18 protein-coding genes are annotated in these 19,332 nt (G+C 71.5%); 1 reads left to right on the top strand and 17 read right to left on the bottom strand.

Annotated features, from left to right (window positions below):
• Positions 1–161: 161 nt before the first annotated feature.
• On the top strand, positions 162–1,154 hold the full coding sequence (locus PV363_RS06595) for a S66 peptidase family protein (protein WP_301021950.1): 993 nt from the start codon (positions 162–164) through the stop codon (positions 1,152–1,154).
• A gap of 43 nt (positions 1,155–1,197) precedes the next feature.
• On the opposite strand, the gene PV363_RS06590 is transcribed toward PV363_RS06595, so the two are convergent.
• From PV363_RS06590 to PV363_RS06510, 17 genes are all read right to left on the bottom strand, one after another.
• The gene (locus PV363_RS06590) at positions 1,198–3,219 is read right to left on the bottom strand and encodes a primosomal protein N' (RefSeq protein WP_301021949.1); all 2,022 of its coding nucleotides are present in this window, start codon (positions 3,217–3,219) and stop codon (positions 1,198–1,200) included.
• A gap of 44 nt (positions 3,220–3,263) precedes the next feature.
• The gene (gene metK / locus PV363_RS06585; protein WP_220344655.1) at positions 3,264–4,457 is read right to left on the bottom strand and encodes a methionine adenosyltransferase; all 1,194 of its coding nucleotides are present in this window, start codon (positions 4,455–4,457) and stop codon (positions 3,264–3,266) included.
• 63 nt (positions 4,458–4,520) lie between these two features.
• Positions 4,521–5,741: a bifunctional phosphopantothenoylcysteine decarboxylase/phosphopantothenate--cysteine ligase CoaBC gene (gene coaBC, locus PV363_RS06580; RefSeq protein WP_301021948.1), complete on the bottom strand. Its 1,221-nt coding sequence runs from the start codon at positions 5,739–5,741 to the stop codon at positions 4,521–4,523.
• A gap of 22 nt (positions 5,742–5,763) precedes the next feature.
• Positions 5,764–6,057, bottom strand: coding sequence for a DNA-directed RNA polymerase subunit omega (gene rpoZ, locus PV363_RS06575; RefSeq protein WP_220344653.1), 294 nt, complete (start codon positions 6,055–6,057; stop codon positions 5,764–5,766).
• A 9-nt stretch (positions 6,058–6,066) separates the two neighbouring features.
• Positions 6,067–6,684 carry a guanylate kinase gene (gene gmk / locus PV363_RS06570; RefSeq protein WP_301021946.1) on the bottom strand — a complete coding sequence of 206 codons (618 nt, stop codon included), beginning with the start codon at positions 6,682–6,684 and terminating at the stop codon, positions 6,067–6,069.
• Entirely contained in the window at positions 6,677–6,997 is a 321-nt protein-coding gene (gene mihF, locus PV363_RS06565) for an integration host factor, actinobacterial type (RefSeq protein ID WP_220344651.1), read from the bottom strand. The genes gmk and mihF overlap by 8 nt, the downstream gene beginning before the upstream one ends.
• A gap of 118 nt (positions 6,998–7,115) precedes the next feature.
• Positions 7,116–7,685 (bottom strand): hypothetical protein, encoded by a 570-nt coding sequence (locus PV363_RS06560; protein WP_220347164.1) that lies wholly within the window; start codon positions 7,683–7,685, stop codon positions 7,116–7,118.
• Positions 7,686–7,791: 106 nt separating this feature from the next.
• On the bottom strand, positions 7,792–8,157 hold the full coding sequence (locus PV363_RS06555; protein ID WP_301021945.1) for a hypothetical protein: 366 nt from the start codon (positions 8,155–8,157) through the stop codon (positions 7,792–7,794).
• A 150-nt stretch (positions 8,158–8,307) separates the two neighbouring features.
• Entirely contained in the window at positions 8,308–9,141 is an 834-nt protein-coding gene (gene pyrF, locus PV363_RS06550; protein ID WP_220344648.1) for an orotidine-5'-phosphate decarboxylase, read from the bottom strand.
• The gene (locus PV363_RS06545) at positions 9,134–10,084 is read right to left on the bottom strand and encodes a dihydroorotate dehydrogenase (RefSeq protein ID WP_220344647.1); all 951 of its coding nucleotides are present in this window, start codon (positions 10,082–10,084) and stop codon (positions 9,134–9,136) included. Before PV363_RS06545 ends, pyrF begins: the two co-directional genes overlap by 8 nt.
• On the bottom strand, positions 10,081–10,926 hold the full coding sequence (locus PV363_RS06540; protein WP_220365656.1) for a dihydroorotate dehydrogenase electron transfer subunit: 846 nt from the start codon (positions 10,924–10,926) through the stop codon (positions 10,081–10,083). Before PV363_RS06540 ends, PV363_RS06545 begins: the two co-directional genes overlap by 4 nt.
• On the bottom strand, positions 10,923–14,261 hold the full coding sequence (gene carB / locus PV363_RS06535) for a carbamoyl-phosphate synthase large subunit (RefSeq protein WP_220365657.1): 3,339 nt from the start codon (positions 14,259–14,261) through the stop codon (positions 10,923–10,925). The genes PV363_RS06540 and carB overlap by 4 nt, the downstream gene beginning before the upstream one ends.
• Positions 14,262–15,443: a glutamine-hydrolyzing carbamoyl-phosphate synthase small subunit gene (carA, locus tag PV363_RS06530; protein WP_301021944.1), complete on the bottom strand. Its 1,182-nt coding sequence runs from the start codon at positions 15,441–15,443 to the stop codon at positions 14,262–14,264.
• The gene (locus PV363_RS06525) at positions 15,440–16,741 is read right to left on the bottom strand and encodes a dihydroorotase (RefSeq protein WP_301021943.1); all 1,302 of its coding nucleotides are present in this window, start codon (positions 16,739–16,741) and stop codon (positions 15,440–15,442) included. The genes carA and PV363_RS06525 overlap by 4 nt, the downstream gene beginning before the upstream one ends.
• Entirely contained in the window at positions 16,738–17,733 is a 996-nt protein-coding gene (locus PV363_RS06520; protein WP_220344639.1) for an aspartate carbamoyltransferase catalytic subunit, read from the bottom strand. The genes PV363_RS06525 and PV363_RS06520 overlap by 4 nt, the downstream gene beginning before the upstream one ends.
• A complete protein-coding gene (gene pyrR, locus PV363_RS06515) occupies positions 17,730–18,344 on the bottom strand; it encodes a bifunctional pyr operon transcriptional regulator/uracil phosphoribosyltransferase PyrR (RefSeq protein ID WP_301021942.1) in 615 nt (204 codons plus the stop codon). Before pyrR ends, PV363_RS06520 begins: the two co-directional genes overlap by 4 nt.
• Before the next feature lie 106 nt (positions 18,345–18,450).
• A partial coding sequence (locus PV363_RS06510) for a glycine betaine ABC transporter substrate-binding protein (protein ID WP_301021941.1) occupies positions 18,451–19,332 on the bottom strand: 882 nt, incomplete at its 5' end.

Here is a 19,332-nt window from a genome sequence, read left to right as displayed (position 1 = left end):
GGGGGTCCCGGCGAAGACGAGTCTCACAGGACCAGCGTAGGGGGCGCCTCCTGCCGAAATCCGGTCGCTCCGCGCCACCGGCGTGATGGGGTGGAGATATGACTCAGCAGCCGCACCCCGTCGTCCATCCCCCGAAGCCCCGACAAGGCGACCGTGTCGCGGTGCTCTCCCCCTCCTTCGCGGCCCCCGCGCACTTCCCCGCCGTCCACGAGCAGGCGATGGTCCGGTTGCGCGAGGTGACCGGTCTGGAGCCGGTCGAGTACGCCACGACACGGGCCGACTCCTCCGCAGAGGCACGGGCGAGCGACATCAACGCCGCATTCGCCGATCCCGACATCCGCGCGATCCTCGCCACGGTCGGCGGCGACGATCAGATCACGGTCGTCCGCCACCTCGACCCCGCCCTCGCCCGCGCCGACCCCAAGCCCTTCCTCGGCTACAGCGACAACACCAATCTCCTCAACTGGCTCTGGGTGAACGGCGTCGCCGGCTTCTACGGCGGATCGACGCAGGTCCACCTCGGGGCGGGACCCGGCGTGGACGCGATCCACGCGGCCTCGTTGCGCGCGGCGTTGCTGTCCGGCGGCACCCTCGAGCTCAGCGAACCCGGGGAGTCCGAGGACACCGGGAGGCCGTGGGACGACCCGACCGCGCTGACCGCGTACGGCGAGCGCGAGGCCACGGAGCCGTGGACCTGGCACGGCCCGGCACGCTCGGTCACGGGCCGCACCTGGGGCGGGTGCCTGGAGGTCCTCGAGTGGATCCTCACCGCCGACAGATTCCCTTTCCCGCCGAGAGTGCTCGACGGGGGTGTGCTGCTCGTGGAGACCTCCGAGGAGCTGCCCTCGGCACAGACGGTGGGTCGCATCCTCCGGTCGATCGGTGAGCGCGGGCTCCTCTCGGCCGTCGACGCGGTCGTCGTCGCGCGCCCACCGACGTCCGACCTGGAGCACCGACCCCCGACCGACGAGCGTCGACGCCTCCGCGACGCCCAGCGAGACGTGGTCACAGCGACCGTCGCGACCTACAACCCGGAGGCGGTCGTCGTCGTCGGCATCCCCTTCGGACACACGCGTCCCCAGTGGATCGTGCCCTACGGCGGCACGATGACCGTCGATGGCGAGCGGCAACGGGTGGTGGCCGACTACTCCTGACAGCGCCTGGTCACCGGGGTCCGCCTCGACGGGCCGCAGCCTGTCAGCCGAGAGCCTGGGGATCGATCGCGATGCGGTACGGGCGAGCCTTGTGCACCGCCCGCTCAGACTGCGCCACCTGCAACCGGCGCGCGAGGGCAGCACCCTCCGTACGGGGCACTGCCACGATCAGCCGACCCCACGGGTGGTCCTCGTCCTCCCCTGCCGGCCGGAGCTCCACGGGCCCGAGGACCTGAGCGGGCTCCGGCCACGGTCCACCCGCGAGCTCGCGGAGGGCGGGCAGCTCGCCCTCGACGGCTGCGAGCCGGGCCGCGGGCGGGAGCCGGGTCTCGATCCGGGCGACCAGCTCTCGCTCGGCGTGGCCGACGGGATCGGCCCGCACCAACGCCTGGAGCACGGGCAGCCCGGGATCTCCGACGGCGACGACCTGGCCGCCGTCGGTCGACGACCGCACCAGCGCGGAGGCGTTGAGCCAGCGGCGCAGCGACTCCTCGTGCGTCCGCAGGTCGGGTCGGGAGAGGGAGGCGGCGGTGTCGAGGAGCAGCGCGGCAGCGTATCCGCGCTCGGCGCGCGGCTCCGCCCCCGGCGTCGCGACGACGATCGCCGGCTCGTCGGGCACCTCGCGCAGCACCGCGTCACCGGCGGAGCTGCGGACCCGCACGCCGGGGAAGGCGCGCCCGAGCTCTTCTGCGGTACGCCGCTCCCCCGACACCGGTGCCCGCAGCCGCCGCCCCCCGCAGGTGGGGCACGACCAGTCGGCGGCCGCCTCGCCGCACCACCGGCAGCGGGGGGCGTCCCCGGGCCGGTCCTGGCCGAGGGGTCCGCTGCAGCGCCCGCACCGGGCCGGTGTCCGGCAGTCCTGGCACGCGAGTGCGGCCCGATAGCCGACGCGCGGCACCTGGACGAGCACCGGGCCGACGGCGAGCCCCGACCGGACCGCGGCGAACGCCGCGCCGGGGATCCGTGCGGCCTGGAGCGCCCCCGCCCCCGCGTCGACGGTGATCCGCGCCCAGTGCGCACGCCGCTCGCGCATCGGGGCTGTGAGAGAGCGGCACCACCCGGAGGCGACGAGCTGCTGGGCCTCGGCCGTGCGTGCATAGCCTCCGACGAGCACTCCGCACCCGGTGTCCCACGCCCGCGTCAGCAGGACCTCACGGGCGTGCGGGTACGGCGCCCGTGGCTCGGCGAGCAGGTCGTCGCCGTCGTCCCAGACGGCGACGAGCCCCAGGTCGTGCACGGGTGCGAAAGCGGCCGCACGGGTGCCGACCACCGCGCGGACCTGACCTCGGGCGAGGGCGAGGAACGCCGCGTAGCGTGCCGACGGACCGAGGTCGGCGGTGAGGACCAGATGGCGGCCCGGTCCGAGGACCTCGGTGAAGACGGCATCGGCGCGCACCACGTCGGAGACGTCGGGGAGACAGACCACCGCCCCGCGTCCCGAGCGCAAGACGGCGTCGACGGCCTGGGCGAGCGCGCGCTCGGGCGGATCGGACGGCACAGCGTTCCACACGGCGCGGGGGCCGGAGCCGTCGGCAAGGGCGTGGACGAAGTCGGAGCCGCCCTCGTACACCGCCCAGGCGTCGTCCTGGGCAGGACCGAGCGGCTCGATCGCGACCTCCCGCGGGGCCCTCTTCTCGGTGCGGGCATGACGGGGCGGGACGGCCAGGCGGACGACGTCGGCGAAGACACCGGCGTAGCGGTCGGCGACCTCGCGGCACAGGCGGACGACGTCGGGACGCAGCACCACCTCCGGCGAGAGGACACGACCGAGTCGGCCCAGACGGCCGACGTGCTCGGTCGTGGCCGCTCGCTCGAGGACGAAGCCGCCCACCTGCTTGCCGGCGAAGCGGACGGTGACTCGACAGCCAGGCACCGCGTCGTCGGCCAGGTCGGCCGGCACCAGGTAGTCGAACGGGCGGTCGAGGTGGGCGAGACTGACGTCTGCCGCCACGCGCGCGATCGGGAGGTGCTCGGCGGCACCGGCGAACCGTGGGTCGGCCGCGCGCGGCCCCGGCGGAGGGGTCTCCTCCACCAGGGCCGGCTGAGCGTCGCGCGTCTCGGTCACCAGGTAGTTCTACCAAGGGGTCCGGACGTGGGCGTGTGCCGCAGTCAGACTCCGGCGGCCGCGCGCAGGGCGTCGGCCCGGCCGGTCCCCTCCCAGGTGAACTCGGGGAGCTCGCGTCCGAAGTGACCGTAGGCCGCGGTCTTGGCGTAGATCGGGCGCAGGAGGTCGAGGTCGCGCACGATCGCGGCGGGACGCAGGTCGAAGACTTCATCGACGGCGGAGACGATGCGCTCCAGCCGCACCTTCTCGGTGCCGAACGTCTCGATGTAGAACCCGACCGGGTGCGCCTTGCCGATCGCGTAGGCGACCTGGCACTCGACCCGGCTGGCGAGTCCGGCCGCCACGATGTTCTTGGCGACCCACCGCATCGCGTACGCGGCGGAGCGGTCGACCTTGCTCGGGTCCTTGCCGGAGAAGGCGCCGCCACCGTGGCGAGCCATGCCTCCGTAGGTGTCGATGATGATCTTGCGGCCGGTCAGGCCGGCGTCGCCCATGGGGCCGCCGATCTCGAAGCGACCGGTCGGGTTGACCAGCAGCCGGTAGTCGGCGTGGTCGATGTCGAACGTGTCCAGGACCGCGTCGACGACGTGCTTCTTGACGTCGGGGGTGAGCATCGCCTCGAGGTCGATGTCGGCGGCGTGCTGGGTCGAGACCACGACCGTGTCGACCCGGACAGGCCGGTGGTCGTCGTCGTACTCGATGGTGACCTGGGTCTTGCCGTCGGGACGCAGGTAGGGAACCGTGCCGTCCTTGCGTACGGCGGTCAGCCGCTCCGCGAGCCGGTGCGCGATCGTGATCGGCAGCGGCATGAGCTCGGGGGTCTCGTCGGTGGCGTAGCCGAACATCAGCCCCTGATCACCGGCACCCTGCAGGTCGAGCGGGTCGGCCGAGCCCTCGGCCCGCTCCTCGTAGGCCTGGTCCACGCCCTGGGCGATGTCGGGCGACTGCTGGCCGATCGTCACGGTCACACCGCAGGATGCGCCGTCGAAGCCCTTGGTCGACGAGTCGTAGCCGATCTCGAGGACGCGGTCGCGCGCGATCCGGGCGATGTCGGCGTACGCGCGGGTGGTCACCTCTCCACCGACGAGAACGAGTCCGGTCGTCACGAACGTCTCACAGGCGACGCGCGCCTGGGGGTCCTGCGCGAGGAGTGCGTCGAGCACGCTGTCGCTGATCTGGTCGGCGATCTTGTCCGGGTGACCCTCGGTCACGGACTCAGAGGTGAACAGGCGGCTCACAGGGTGTCCTTTCGGCTGCCGTTGGACGAGTCGACCCAGCCTATACCGCGGGTCGGCGAACGATCAGCCGTTGTCCAGGCGCTGGGCGACCGTGTCCCAGATCGAGTGGGCGACCGCGACCTTGGGGCCGTACGGGACCTCGGCGACGCTGCCGTCGCGGCCGAGGACGACGACCTCGTTGTCGGCACGGTCGAACGCCTTGCCTCCGCTCACGTCGTTGAGCACCAGGAAGTCGCAGCCCTTGCGTGCCAGCTTGGCCCGAGCGTGGTCGAGGACGCCCGCGCTGTCGTCCCCGGTCTCGGCGGCGAAGCCGACGATCAGCGGCGCGGCGGCGCCCGAGCGACGCTCGACGAGATCGCGGAGGATGTCGGGGTTCTGGACGAGCGTGACCTGCGGGACCGACCCGGCGTCGTCCTTCTTGATCTTGGTCGCGGCCACTGCGGCGGGACGGAAGTCGGCGGGCGCCGCGGCCATCACCACCACGTCGGCAGCCCCAGCCCGCTCCAGCATCGCGTCGTGGAGCTCGGCGGTCGTCTCGACCCGGACGACGTCGACACCGGCCGGCACGGGGACCGACACGTTCGCGGCGACCAGCGTGACCTTCGCTCCTCGGGACACGGCGGCCTGGGCGATCGCGATGCCCTGGCGCCCGGAGGACCGGTTGCCGAGGTAGCGGACGGGGTCGAGGTATTCGCGGGTGCCTCCGGCACTGATCAGGACGCGCACGTCACCGAGGTCGTTCGTCCGCGCCTCGTCGCGCGCAAGGACGGCCAGTGCGGCCTGGACGACCTCGCCCGGGTCGGGGAGACGCCCTTTGCCGGTGTCCTTGCCGGTCAGTCGACCCACGGCGGGCTCGAGAACGATCACGCCGCGCGACCGCAGCGTGGCCACGTTGGCCTGGGTCGCCGCGTGCTCCCACATCTCTGTGTGCATCGCCGGTGCCATCACGATCGGGCACCGGGCGGTGAGCAAGGTGTTGGTCAGCAGGTCGTCGGCCAACCCGTGCGCGGCCTTGGCCAGCAGGTCGGCGGTCGCCGGTGCCACGACGACGAGGTCGGCGGACTGACCGATCGAGACGTGCGGGACCTCCGGCACGGACGTGAAAACGTCCGTGCTGACCGGCTGTCCCGACAGCGCCTCCCAGGTCGGGGCACCGACGAACTTCAGGGCCGCGGCCGTCGGCACCACGCGCACGCGGTGGCCGGACTCGCTGAACCTGCGCAGGATCTCCGCGCCCTTGTAGGCGGCGATGCCGCCGCCTACACCCAGGACGACGTTGCTCATGGGCTTCGACGCCGTCAGCAGGTCAGGCCTGCTTGGCGCCCTGCTCCTCGGCGTCGGGAGTCTCGGGCTCGGTCTTGAGCAGGCCACCGTCGATCTCGCGCAGCGCGATCGAGAGCGGCTTCTCCTGGACGTGGGTGTCGAGGAGCGGACCGACGTACTCGAGCAGGCCCTCGCCGAGCTGCGCGTAGTACGCGTTGATCTGGCGGGCGCGCTTGGCGCTCACCAGGACGAGCTCGTACTTCGAGCCCACCTTGCTGAGCAGGTCGTCGATGGGCGGGTAGGTGATGCCTTCAGGGGCAGCCTGGGTGCCGGACACGTGGTGGCCTCACAAGGGATTCGTGGGTGTTCCCCGGACGACGTCCGGGGGATTCTGGACCAATGCTACCAACTCGGCACAGGCGCGGCGGACGTCGGCGTTGACGATCGTCACGTCGAACTCCTTCTCCGCGGCGAGCTCCACCCTGGCGGTGGCCAGCCGACGCTCGCGCTCGGCCTCGTCCTCGGTCCCTCGTCCGACGAGGCGGCTGACCAGCTCCTCCCACGACGGCGGCGCGAGGAAGACGAACAACGCCTCGGGCATCGCCTCGCGCACCTGGCGCGCACCCTGGAGGTCGATCTCCAGCAGGGCGGGCGTGCCGGCGGCGAGGTGCTCGTCGACGGGGATCCGGGGTGTCCCGTAGCGGTGGTTGCCATGGACGACCGCCCACTCGAGCATCTGCCCGTCGTCGACCAGCCGGTCGAACTCGGCCGGGGTCACGAAGTGGTAGTGGACCCCGTCGACCTCTCCGGGCCGTGGAGGTCGCGTCGTGGCCGACACCGAGATCCAGATGTCAGGATGCTCGGCGCGCACGCACGCCGCCACCGTGCCCTTGCCGACAGCGGTCGGTCCTGCCAGCACGACGAGCCGGGCAGCGCCCGAGGCGGGGGGCACGGACTCAGCCACGGTTGGCGAACTCGTGCTCCAGAGCCGCGATCTGCTTGACGCCCAGTCCGCGCACGCGCCGCGAGTCGGCGATACCGATCCGCTCCATCATCTGGCGAGCACGCACCTTGCCCAGGCCGGGCATCGACTGCAGCAGGTCGTAGACCTTCATCTTGCCGACGACGTCGTTGGTCTGGCCGTCCTCCAGCACCTCCGAGAGCGAGGCACCCGAGTGCTTGAGGCGATTCTTGATCTCGGCGCGCTCACGGCGCGCGGCCGCCGCCTTCTCGAGCGCGGCCTGGCGCTGCTCAGGCGTGAGCGAAGGAAGGGCCAACGTGGGTCACCTCGTGGGTCGGGTCGATTCAGTGAACTTAGCCAGGGTTTCCGCAGGGCGGCAACACGAAGTCGCCCACCGCGTCGCGGGTCGGCGACAGCCTAGTAGGCCGCGCTGGTCACGACGCGGAGAGGTCGACCCGGCACACGCGCTTCACCTGCGCCTCGACCGCCGCACGGGTCTTCGGGACGCGGCTCTGACGCTGCACGGCCTTCCGGACGGCGACCCGTTGCTGCGCCGAGAGCTCGGCGGTGACGGAGGCGTCGGCAAGGTCCTCCATGCGCAAACCCGCTCGTGCGATGCCTCGCTGAAGGTCGACCAGGCTCTTGTGGAGCACGCCCCAGCGAGGCGCGACACGCCGTGGCGATGCATCGCGGACCGCAGCGACCGCCGCCACGGTCTCGCTCAGCGCGTCGTCGGTGGGGTAACCGTCACGACCGATGCCGGTGAGACGGTCGCGATGGGCGACCACGACGTCGCAGTACGGCGAGGTGACAGGGCGCGGCGTCGGCGACGCCGTCGCGGACGGGGTCGCCGACGCCGTGGCCGGAGCGTCTCCGCTCGCCGAGGCCTCGTCACCGGCCGCGGCGGCAGGCATGTCCTGGTCGCGGTCCTCGCCGCCGCTGCACCCGGCGAGACCGACGACGAGAAGGACAGCGACGACGGTGGGAAGCGTGCGACGGGACATGCGGGGGGCCCTCCTCAACGACACCGGACACGAGGTGACACCAGAGGTGCACCCCGAGGTCCCAGCACCTTAGCCCGCGATCGGGGTCCCCGAGAAGGGACCCGAGCTAGCTGGTGCTCTCGTTCAGGTCGATGTCGCAGTCGGCCTTGACCTGCTTCTCGAGGTCCTTGCCGGCCTTCTCCAGCTTGGCGGAGTCGACGTCGGCGACATCGCCCTTCTGCACGGCCTCGTACGAGGTGATCAGGATGTCCCAGTTCTCCTTGGTCTTGCCCGAGGCCTCGTCGCGAACCTTCTTGAGGCTGTCTACCGCGGCCTTGATGTCGCCCTGTCCCGTGACGCCGTTGATCGACTTCGCGGCGGACCGTACGGAGTCGCAGTAGGCCTCGTTGGTGTCCTTGTCGTCGCCACCGCATCCGGCCAGGGTGGCGACGGCCAGCGTGGCGCTCGCGATGGCGACGGTGAGACGGCGCATGGAAGCTCCTTGTCGTGCGGCCGCTCGGCGACCTGGTGGGGCGTACGTATCCGCGATCGCGGGGTACGAGCGCAGCGACCGGGAGAGGGGACGTCGCCGCACGGCGAGTGCCACCTTAGCCGCCGTCGAAGTCCTGGGCGAGGGCCCTGGTCAACCGAGCTGGTCGCGCACCGCGCGTGCCGCACCCCGCAGGGCGGACACGTCGGGACCCGCGGCGAGGATGCCGCGGGAGCTGGCGGGCAGCACGTGCTCCCACACGTGCCCGAAGAGCCGTCGCAGGTCGGCGACGGTCCCGCCCTGCGCTCCGAAGCCCGGGATCAGGAGAGGACCGCCGATCGCCACGTCCTCGGTCAGGTCACCCACTGTGGCGCCCACGACGGCACCGTACGAGCCCTGCGGCTGCGCCCCGGCGTTGCGGTCTCGGAGGTGGCCCAGCATCCGTCCGGCGACGGTCTGCTCCCCCACACGGGCGTGCTGCACCTCGGGCCCCTCCGGGTTGGAGGTCAGTGCCAGGACGAACACCCCTCCCCCGTGCCGCTCGGCTGCGCTGAGGAACGGCTCGAGGGACCCGAAGCCGAGGTACGGCGACACCGTGACCGCGTCGACACGCATCGGCGAGGCCGGATCGAGGTACGCGTCGGCGTACGCAGCAGCCGTCGAGCCGATGTCTCCGCGCTTGACGTCGAGCAGGACGAGGAGCCCTGCCTCGCGCGCGGTCTGGATCGTCTGCTCGAGGACCGCGACACCAGCAGCGCCATGCCGCTCGAAGAACGCCGACTGCGGCTTGACGACAGCCACCTCGCCGGACATCGCCTCGACGACGGTCGACGCGAACCGCTCGAGTCCAGCGACATCGTCGGAGAGCCCCCAGTCCGCGAGCAGCGACGCGTGCGGGTCGATGCCGACGCACAGTGGGCCGTACTCCCCCACCGCCTCGCTCAGCCGTGCGCCGAACGACCTCGTCGCGTGCGCTGTCTCAGCCATGCGCGGCTCCTCTGACCTCGTCGAGCGATCGGATCCCCCGCCGCGCGAGCTCGTCGCGCAGCTCGCGCACGATGCGGGCAGGGGCGCTGGGGTCGTTGAAGATGACGGTCCCGACCTGCACGGCGAGCGCCCCGGCGAGCACGAACTCGAGCGCGTCGAACCCCGTGCGGATGCCGCCGACGCCGATGATCGGCAGGTCGGGCAGCGCCTTTCGGATCTGCCAGACCGCGCGGACCGCGACCGGACGGACCGCCGGACCGCTCAGGCCACCGGTGACACCGCCGAGCCGAGGGCGCAGCGTGTCGGGGTCCATCGAGAGACCGAGCAGGGTGTTGATCACGGTGACGCCGTCGGCTCCGGCGTCGGAGACGGCTCCCGCGATCGCGGCGATGTCGGTGACGTCGGGCGTCAGCTTGGCGAACACCGGGATGTCGGCGGGGATGTGCGGGCGGACCTCCTCGACCACCCGGTACGAGGAGTCAGGGTCGCAGGCGAAGACGAGTCCGCGGTTCTCGACGTTGGGGCAGGAGATGTTGACCTCGATGGCCGCGACGCCGGGGGCCTGGCCGACCCGCCGGGCCAGCTCGACGTAGTCGTCCGGCTTGTCCCCCGCGATCGAGACGATCGCTCGAGCGCCCCGCTGGACCAGCCAGGGGAGGTCGCGGGCCAGGAACGCGTCGATCCCGGGTCCCTGGAGGCCGATCGAGTTGAGCATCCCTGACGGCGTCTCGACCATCCGCGGCGTCGGGCGACCCGACCGCGGGTTGAGCATGATCGATTTGGTGACGACCGCACCCAGCGCCGCGACGTCGAAGAACTGGTCGAGCTCACGACCGGCGGCGGCGCAGCCCGAGGCGGTCATCACCGGGTTCGGAAGCGTCACACCGCACAGGTCGACCGAGAGGTCGACCTCCTCGGGCGCGATGGCAGCCGTCGTCGTCATCGCGGACCTCCCAGCGTCCCCGGCGGGATGGTCCCGACGGCGTCCCACAGGACCCGGTCGCCCCGGAAGACGGGGCCTTCGACGCAGCTGCGGACCATACGGACGATGCCGTCCTCTCCCTCGACGGGCAGCACGCAGGTCATGCAGACCCCGATGCCGCACGCCATCGACTCCTCGACGGCGCACTGGCTCCAGGCGCCGTTGTCCTCGGCGACCTCGGACACCGCTCGCAGCATCCCCATCGGGCCGCAGGCATAGACCACCGCCGCGTCGGTGTCGTCGACGAGGGTGGCGAGGACGTCGGTCACCCGGCCTCGGGTGCCGGTCGACCCGTCCTCGGTAGTCACGTGCACGCTGCTCGCGACCTTGTTGGCCTCCAGCAGCCCGAAGAGGCGCGGGGTCGTGGCGGCACCGAGCACGAGGTGCGCCGCGCAGCCGCGCTCGCGCAGCGTGGTCGCGAGCGAGAACATCGGTGCGGAGCCGTACCCGCCGCCGACGAGCACGCAGGAGACCGGCTCCTTCGGCAGCGCGAACGGTCGGCCGACCGGCCCGACGACGTCGATCGGGTCGCCCGGTGCGAGATCGGCCATCCAGCGGGTGCCCTTGCCGTGCTCGGCGAAGACGATCTCGACGGTCTCGCCGTGGCGTCCGGTCGCCGACGTGCGATAGATCGAGAACGCCCGCCGCAGGAGCATCGCACTGTCGGCTCCTCCGACGGCCAGCGCGACGAAGTGACCGGGGCGCGTGTGCGCCGCGATGCCCTCGGCGGCGATGACGAGGTGGTGGTAGTCGCCGACCAGGGTGCGCGACACCACCGTCCCCTGGGCCTGCGTCGCGCTCACGAGTCGTCCCGCGCGGGAGTCGACCGCGGGCGTACGGCCTCGGCCCACGACTGCAGCGAACGCACTCCGACGCCGCCCTCGCGAGCCGCCTCGATGCCCTGCACCGCGGCGGCGAGACCCTGCACCGTCGTGATGCACGGCACGCCGGCAGCGATCGCCGCCGTACGGATCTCGTAGCCGTCGACGCGCGGGCTGCCTCCCGAGGTCGTCCCGTGCGGGGTGTTGACGACGAGACCGACCTCTCCGGAGGTGATCAGATCCACCAACCGTCGGCCGTCGTTCGTGGCCGAGGACTCGCTGAGCTTGCGGACCACGGTCGCGGTGACGCCGTTGCGGCGCAGCACCTCGGCCGTGCCGGACGTGGCCACGATCTCGAAGCCGAGGTCGGCCAGCCGCTTGATCGGGAAGATCATGTGGCGCTTGTCGCGGTTGGCGACCGAGACGAAGACCTTGCCCGAGGTCGGCAGCCCTTCCTGGGCTCCGGCCTGAGCCTTGGCGAACGCGGTGCCGAAGAGCGCGTCGATCCCCATCACCTCGCCGGTCGAGCGCATCTCGGGGCCGAGCAGGGTGTCGACGGACATGCCCTCGAGGGTGCGGAACCGGTTGAAGGGCATCACCGCCTCCTTGACCGCGACCGGGGCGTCCGGGCCGACGTCGGCCCCGTCTCCCTCGGCCGGCAGGACGCCGGCGGCACGCAGGTCGGCGATCGACTCCCCCAGCATCAGTCGAGCGGCTGCCTTCGCCAACGGGACGCCGGTCGCCTTCGAGACGAACGGGACGGTCCGCGAGGCGCGCGGGTTCGCCTCGAGGACGTAGAGCACGTCCGAGCTCAGGGCGAACTGGATGTTGATGAGTCCGCGGACCCCGACGCCCTCGGCGATGGCCCGGGTCGACACCCGGATCTTGGCGAGGTCCTCGGCGCCGAGCGTGATCGGCGGGAGCGCGCACGAGGAGTCGCCCGAGTGGATCCCGGCCTCCTCGATGTGCTCCATGACGCCGCCGAGGAAGAGGTCGGTCCCGTCGAAGAGCGCGTCCACGTCGATCTCGACGGCGTCGTCGAGGAACCGGTCGACCAGGACGGGGTGCTCGGGCGAGATCTCGGTCGACCGCGCGATGTAGTCGGCGAGCGTCGGCTCGTCGTACACGATCTCCATGCCGCGCCCGCCCAGGACGTAGGACGGCCGGACCAGCACCGGGTAGCCGATCTCGTCGGCGACCTTCTTGGCCCCGGGGAACGAGGTCGCCGTGCCGTGCTTGGGTGCGGGGAGGTTCGCGTCGGCCAGCACCCGCCCGAACGCCCCGCGGTGCTCGGCCAGGTCGATGGCCGCCGGCGACGTCCCGACGATCGGGACGCCCTCGCGCTCCAACGCCGCAGCGAGCCCGAGCGGGGTCTGGCCCCCCAGCTGCACGATGACGCCGACGACCGGGCCGGCCTGGCGCTCGGCGTGGATGACCTCGAGCACGTCCTCGAGCGACAGCGGCTCGAAGTAGAGCCGGTCGGAGGTGTCGTAGTCGGTCGAGACGGTCTCCGGGTTGCAGTTGACCATCACGGTCTCGTAGCCGATCTCCGACAGCGCGAGCGCCGCATGGACGCACGAGTAGTCGAACTCGATCCCCTGCCCGATGCGGTTGGGTCCGGAGCCGAGGATCAGCACCGCCGGACGCTCGCGCGGCTCCACCTCGGTCTCCTCGTCGTACGACGAGTAGTGGTAGGGCGTCCGGGCGGCGAACTCGGCGGCGCAGGTGTCGACCGTCTTGTAGACGGGGCGGATCCCCAGCGCGTGCCGCACGCCCCGCACGACGTCGGCACTCATGCCGCGGATCTTGCCGATCTGGTCGTCCGAGAACCCGTGCCGCTTGGCCTTGCGCAGCAGACCGGGCGTGAGCTCGTCGGCGGCCGTCACCTCGGCGGCGACCTCGTTGATGAGCGCGAGCTGGTCGAGGAACCAGGGGTCGATCCTGGTCGCCTCGAAGAGCTCGTCGGGCGTCGCGCCGGCACGGATCGCGTCCATCACCTTCTTGAGCCGGCCGTCGTGAGGGACGGCGATCTCGGCGAGCAGCGCGTCCTTGTCCAGGTCGACCCACTCGCGGCGCCAGTCGAAGGCGGCGTTGGGCCGCTCCAGCGAGCGCAGGGCCTTCTGGAGCGCCTCGGTGAAGCTGCGGCCGATCGCCATCGCCTCACCGACCGACTTCATGTGGGTCGTCAGGCGCTCGTCGGCGGACGGGAACTTCTCGAACGCAAATCGCGGCACCTTGACGACCACGTAGTCGAGCGTCGGCTCGAAGCTCGCCGGCGTCTCCCGCGTGATGTCGTTGGGGATCTCGTCGAGCGTGTAGCCGATCGCGAGCTTGGCGGCGATCTTGGCGATGGGGAAGCCGGTCGCCTTCGACGCGAGGGCGCTCGAGCGGGAGACCCGCGGGTTCATCTCGATGACGACGATGCGTCCGTCTGCGGGGTTCACCGCGAACTGGATGTTGCACCCGCCGGTGTCGACGCCGACCTCGCGGATCACGCCGATCGCGATGTCGCGCAGCCGCTGGAACTCGCGGTCGGTCAGTGTCATCGCCGGCGCGACCGTGATCGAGTCGCCGGTGTGGACGCCCATCGGGTCGAGGTTCTCGATCGAGCACACGATGACGACGTTGTCGGCCCTGTCGCGCATCACCTCCAGCTCGTACTCCTTCCAGCCGAGGATCGACTCCTCCAGGAGGACCTCGGTGGTCGGGCTCGCGGCGAGGCCCGCACCGGCGATGCGGTGGAGATCCTCCTCGTCGTGGGCGATGCCCGAGCCGACACCACCCATCGTGTACGACGGCCGGACGACGACGGGATAGCCGAGGGTCGCGACGGCCTCCAGGCACTCGTCCATCGTGTGGCAGATGAGCGAGCGGGCGACCTCTGCGGCCCAGGCCTCCGGCAGTCCCTCGACGATCGCCTTGAACAACTCGCGGTTCTCGCCCTTCTCGATCGCCTCCACCGAGGCCCCGATCAGCTCGACGCCGTACTTCTCGAGCACACCGGCGGCGTCCAGCGCCATCGCGGTGTTGAGCGCGGTCTGGCCACCGAGGGTCGCGAGCAATGCGTCGGGCCGCTCCTGGGCGATCACCCGCTCGACGAACTCCGGGGTGATGGGCTCGACGTAGGTGGCGTCGGCGAACTCGGGGTCGGTCATGATCGTCGCCGGGTTGGAGTTGACCAGCACGACCCGCAGGCCCTCGCTGCGCAGCACCCGGCACGCCTGCGTGCCGGAGTAGTCGAACTCGCAGGCCTGCCCGATCACGATCGGGCCGGACCCGATGACCAGGACGGAGGAGATGTCGTCACGGCGGGGCATTCAGCGCACCGTCCCTTCTGTGCTGCGGGTCCGGCGCGCCGTCATCAGCTCGGTGAACCGGTCGAACAGGTGCTCGGCGTCGTGCGGGCCGGCGGCGGCCTCGGGGTGGTACTGGACGCTGAACGCGACCAGGTCGCCGTCGTCGTCGCGGACCTCGAGGCCTTCGACGACGTCGTCGTTGAGGCACACGTGGCTCACGGCGGCGTCGCCGAAGGGCGTCGCCACGGTGTCGCCCAGGTCGGTCGGCCACGCGACCGCGAACCCGTGGTTGTGCGCGGTGATCTCGACCCTGCCGGTGGTGCGGTCCATCACCGGCTGGTTGATGCCCCGGTGCCCGTAGGTGAGCTTGAACGTCTCCAGCCCGAGTGCTCGGCCCAGCATCTGGTTGCCGAAGCAGATCCCGAAGAACGGCGTGCGCTCGCGCAGCACGTCCTGGAGCAGCGACACGGCGTCGGTGGTCGCGGCGGGGTCGCCCGGCCCGTTGGAGAAGAAGACGCCGTCGGCTCCGGTGGCACGGACCTGCTCCAGCGTTGCGTCGGCCGGCAGGACGTGCACCTCGATCCCGCGCTCGGCCATCCGGTGCGGCGTCATCGCCTTGATGCCGAGGTCGACCGCGGCGACCGTCAGCCGCTTCTCGCCGACCGCGGGCACGACGTACGGCTCCGACGTCGTCACCTCGCCGGCGAGATCGGCGCCGGCCATCGACGGGGACTCCCGCACCACGGCGAGCAGCGCGTCGGCGTCCTCGGAGACCGAGCTGATCCCGACCCGCATGGCGCCCCGCTCGCGGAGGTGACGGGTCAAGGCTCGGGTGTCGACACCGCTGATGCCGACGATCCCCTGCTCGACGAGGTCGTCCTCGAGGGTCGCGGTGGCGCGCCAGCTGCTCGAGACCCGCGCGGGCTCGCGGACGACGTAGCCCGCGACCCAGATCCGGTCCGACTCGGCGTCCTCGGTGTTGACCCCGGTGTTGCCGATGTGCGGCGCCGTCATCACGACGACTTGGCGCCGGTAGGAGGGGTCGGTCAGCGTCTCCTGGTAGCCGGTCATCCCGGTGGAGAACACCGCCTCTCCCACGGTCTGGCCGAGCGCACCGTACGACTCCCCGCGGAAGACGCGGCCGTCCTCGAGCACCAGGATCGCCGGCGTGCGGGTGGCACGGGTGGTGGCGGCGGCGTTCATGCGGCCACCTCCTCGACCACGGCGCCGTGGAGGACGGTGGGCCGCCCTCGGAGGAAGGTCGCGACCACGCGGCCCGGCAGCTCCATGCCTCGGTACGGCGTGTTGCGCGAGCGCGACACCGAGTCGGAGGGCTCGACGACGCGGGTGGCACGCGGGTCGTACAGCACGACGTTGGCCGGCTCCCCCACGGCGATCGGACGACCGTGGGTGGCGACGCGACCGATCCTCGCGGGCGCGGCCGACATGCGCTCGGCGACGCCGGCCCAGTCGAGGAGCCCGGTGTCGACCATCGCGTGCTGGACGACCGACAGCGCAGTCTCGAGGCCGGTCATGCCGAACGCGGCCGCCGCCCACTCGCAGTCCTTGTCCTCGCTCGGGTGCGGCGCGTGGTCGGTGGCGACGATGTCGATCACACCCTCGGCCAGCGCCTCGCGCAGCGCCTCGACGTCGTCGGCCGTGCGCAGCGGCGGGTTGACCTTGTAGATCGGGTCGTACGTCGCCGCCAGCTGGTCGGTCAGCAGCAGGTGGTGCGGGGTCACCTCGGCGGTCACGTCGATCCCGCGGGACTTCGCCCAGCGGACGATCTCGACCGATCCGCGGGTCGAGAGGTGGCAGACGTGCAGACGGGAGCCGACGTGCTCGGCGAGCAGGACGTCACGCGCGATGATCGCCTCCTCGGCGACCGCGGGCCAGCCGGTGAGGCCGAGGACACCCGAGAGCTCGCCCTCGTTCATCTGCGCGCCCTCGGTGAGGCGCGGCTCCTGGGCGTGCTGCGCGATGACGCCGTCGAAGGCCTTGACGTACTCGAGCGCCCGGCGCATCAGCACCGCGTCCGAGACGCACTTGCCGTCGTCGGAGAAGACCCGGACGTGAGCGGCCGAGTCGGCCATCGCGCCGAGCTCGGCGAGCGTGGATCCGCCGAGCCCCACGGTGACCGCACCGACGGGCGCGACGTCGCAGAAGCCGTGCTCACGCCCGAGCCGCCAGACCTGCTCGACGACGCCGGCGGTATCGGCGACGGGGTCGGTGTTGGCCATGGCGTGGACCAGGGTGAAGCCGCCGACCGCGGCGGCTCGCGTCCCGGTCTCGACGGTCTCGGCGTCCTCGCGGCCTGGCTCGCGCAGGTGGGTGTGGAGATCGACCAGGCCGGGGAGCGCGATCAGGCCGTCGGCGTCGAGGACCTCGGCGTCTCCCGTGTCGAGGTCGCGACCGATCTCGGAGATGACGCCGTCCACGATGCGCAGGTCGGTGACCTCGTCACCGAGGAGGTTCGCGTTGCGGATCACGTAGGCGGTCATGCCTGCCCTTCTGTCTGGTCGGAGAGGACGCCGCCGGCGTCGCCGGGGGTCGGCTCGGGGGTGCGGGCGCCGCTGAGCAGCAGGTAGAGCGCCGCCATGCGGACGGCGACCCCGTTGGTCACCTGCTCCACGATCACCGAGCGCGTGGAGTCGGCGACGTCGGCGCTGATCTCCATGCCGCGGTTCATCGGGCCGGGGTGCATGACGATCGCGTCGTCGGGCATCTTCGCCATCCGCTTGCTGTCGAGTCCGTAGCGCCGGCTGTACTCGCGGGCGCTCGGGAAGTAGGCCGCATTCATGCGCTCGTGCTGGACGCGCAGCATCATGACCGCGTCGGACTTGGCGAGGACCGGGTCGAGGTCGTACGAGGTCTCGACCGGCCACGACGCCACGCCGTACGGCATCAGTGTCGGCGGGGCGACGAGAGTGACCTCGGCGCCGAGCGTGCTGAGCAGGAGAGCGTTGGACCGCGCGACCCGGCTGTGCAGGACGTCACCGACGATCGCCACCCGCCGGCCCTCGAGGGTGCGGTCGCCGGCGGGCGCCAGGTGCCGGCGCATCGTGAACGCGTCGAGGAGCGCCTGCGTCGGGTGCTCGTGCGAGCCGTCTCCGGCGTTGAGGATGGCCGAGTCGATCCAGCCGGCGCGGGCCAGCCGCGCGGGCGCACCGGAGGCGCCGTGGCGGATCACGACCGCGTCCGCGCCCATCGCCTGCAGGGTCAGCGCCGTGTCCTTCAGGCTCTCACCCTTGGACACGCTCGATCCCTTGGCGGCGAAGTTGATCACGTCGGCGGAGAGCCTCTTGGCGGCGGCCTCGAAGGAGATCCGGGTGCGGGTCGAGTCCTCGAAGAAGAGGTTGACGACCGTCCGGCCGCGCAACGTCGGCAGCTTCTTGATGGGTCGCTCGGCGACGCTCAGCATCTCCTCGGCGGTGTCGAGGAGAAGGACGGCCTCGTCGCGGGAGAGGTCACCGGTGGAGAGGAGGTGCCTCATCGGGTGCCTGCCCCGGGTGCGACCTGGCGCGCGGAGACGATCCGGACCTCGTCGCGCTCATCGAGGCCGGACACGGCGACCTTGACCTGCTCGGCGAGGGAGGTGGGGAGGTTCTTGCCGACGAAGTCGGCGCGGATGGGGAGCTCTCGGTGGCCGCGGTCGACCAGGACCGCGAGCTGGACGGCCCGGGGCCGGCCGAGGTCGTTGAGGGCATCGAGGGCGGCGCGGATGGTGCGGCCGGAGAACAGGACGTCGTCGACCAGGACGACGACCCGGTCGTCGAGATCGACGGGGATGTCGGTCTTCTCCAGCGCGCGGGCGGGCTTCATCCGCAGGTCGTCGCGATACATCGTGATGTCGAGCGAGCCGTACGGCACGGGGTGCCCGTCGACCTCGCTCATCCGCTCGGCGACACGGCGGCCGAGCTCGACCCCACGCGTCGGGATGCCCAGGACGACCACGCGGGACGAGCCGCGGTTCTTCTCGATGATCTCGTGGGTGATCCGGGTCAGCGCCCGGGAGATGTCACCGGCGTCGAGGACCACGGTCGAGGTGCCGCCCGCAGGATCCGAGGATGCTGGGGACGTGGAATCAGGGGTGTGCGCAGACACCGGCTGACCTCCTTCTCCGCCTCACGGGACGGTGGTTAAAGGATGTCTTTCGGTTCTCAGCCTACACGTGCGAGTCGGCGCTCCCGGCACCGCGGGGCGGGGGTGGTCACCCCACCAGCCCTTGCTCCCGCAGCCAGTCGCGGGCGACGAGGGCGGGTTCTCCCCCGTCGACGTCCACCTTCGCGTTGAGCTCGAGCATCACCTCGTTGGTGAGCAGGGGGCGCACCTTGGCGAACACGTCGGCGATCTCCGGGTGCGCGTCGAGCAGGTCGGTGTTGACGACCGGTGCCAGGTTGTAGAGCGGGAAGAACCGCTTGTTGTCCTCGAGGACCGTGAGGTCGAGCGCCAGGATGCGACCGTCGGTGGTGAAGACCTCGCCGAAGTTGCACGCGCCGCGCGCCGTCGCGTCGTAGATGACACCGGTGTCCATCCGCAGCACGTTGCGGGCGGGGACGTCCTTGCCGTACTTCATGCCGTACGTCTCCAGCATCGGCTGGAAGCCGTCCTCGCGGCTGAAGAACTCGTCCTCCACGCAGAACGTCCGCTGCGCGACCGGCAGATCCTTGATCTGCGAGAGCTTCGTGATCCCCAGCCGCTTGGTCGCCGCAGGCCCCATCGCGAACGCGTACGTGTTGTTGACCGGGCTGTAGGGCAACCAGGTCAGGCCGTAGCGGAGGTCCGCGTCGTGGACGGCCTGCCACTGCGCCTGCTCGCCCTTGATCGGCTTGGCGTTGCCGAGGTAGCTGATCCAGCCGGTGCCGGTGTACTCGGGCGCGACGTCGACCGAGCCGTTGAGGAGCGCGTTGCGGACGCCCACGCTGCCGGCGATGTTGCTGCGGTTGGTGACGTCGGCGCCGGCGGTCTGCAGCAGCGTGGCGTACATGTTGCCGAGGATGAGCTGCTCGGTGAAGTCCTTGGAGCCCACCGTGATCTCCACGCCCTCGAGCGAGTCCATCCGCTCGACGGCCGCAGGCTCGGCCGGTGCGAT

Origin of the sequence: Mumia sp., assembly GCF_028803055.1 — a bacterium.
Taxonomy (GTDB): domain Bacteria; phylum Actinomycetota; class Actinomycetes; order Propionibacteriales; family Nocardioidaceae; genus Mumia.
This window is presented reverse-complemented; position numbering and strand designations above follow the sequence as displayed.

Bases quoted from the DNA above. Each gene is read 5' to 3' on its own strand.
- carA (WP_301021944.1), bottom strand. From the start codon at position 15,443: ATGAACGCCGCCGCCACCACCCGTGCCACCCGCACGCCGGCGATCCTG.
- PV363_RS06560 (WP_220347164.1), bottom strand. From the start codon at position 7,685: ATGTCCCGTCGCACGCTTCCCACCGTCGTCGCTGTCCTTCTCGTCGTC.
- PV363_RS06520 (WP_220344639.1), bottom strand. From the start codon at position 17,733: ATGAGGCACCTCCTCTCCACCGGTGACCTCTCCCGCGACGAGGCCGTC.
- coaBC (WP_301021948.1), bottom strand. From the start codon at position 5,741: ATGAGCAACGTCGTCCTGGGTGTAGGCGGCGGCATCGCCGCCTACAAG.
- pyrF (WP_220344648.1), bottom strand. From the start codon at position 9,141: ATGGCTGAGACAGCGCACGCGACGAGGTCGTTCGGCGCACGGCTGAGC.
- PV363_RS06555 (WP_301021945.1), bottom strand. From the start codon at position 8,157: ATGCGCCGTCTCACCGTCGCCATCGCGAGCGCCACGCTGGCCGTCGCC.
- PV363_RS06525 (WP_301021943.1), bottom strand. From the start codon at position 16,741: ATGACCGCCTACGTGATCCGCAACGCGAACCTCCTCGGTGACGAGGTC.
- PV363_RS06545 (WP_220344647.1), bottom strand. From the start codon at position 10,084: ATGACGACGACGGCTGCCATCGCGCCCGAGGAGGTCGACCTCTCGGTC.
- carB (WP_220365657.1), bottom strand. From the start codon at position 14,261: ATGCCCCGCCGTGACGACATCTCCTCCGTCCTGGTCATCGGGTCCGGC.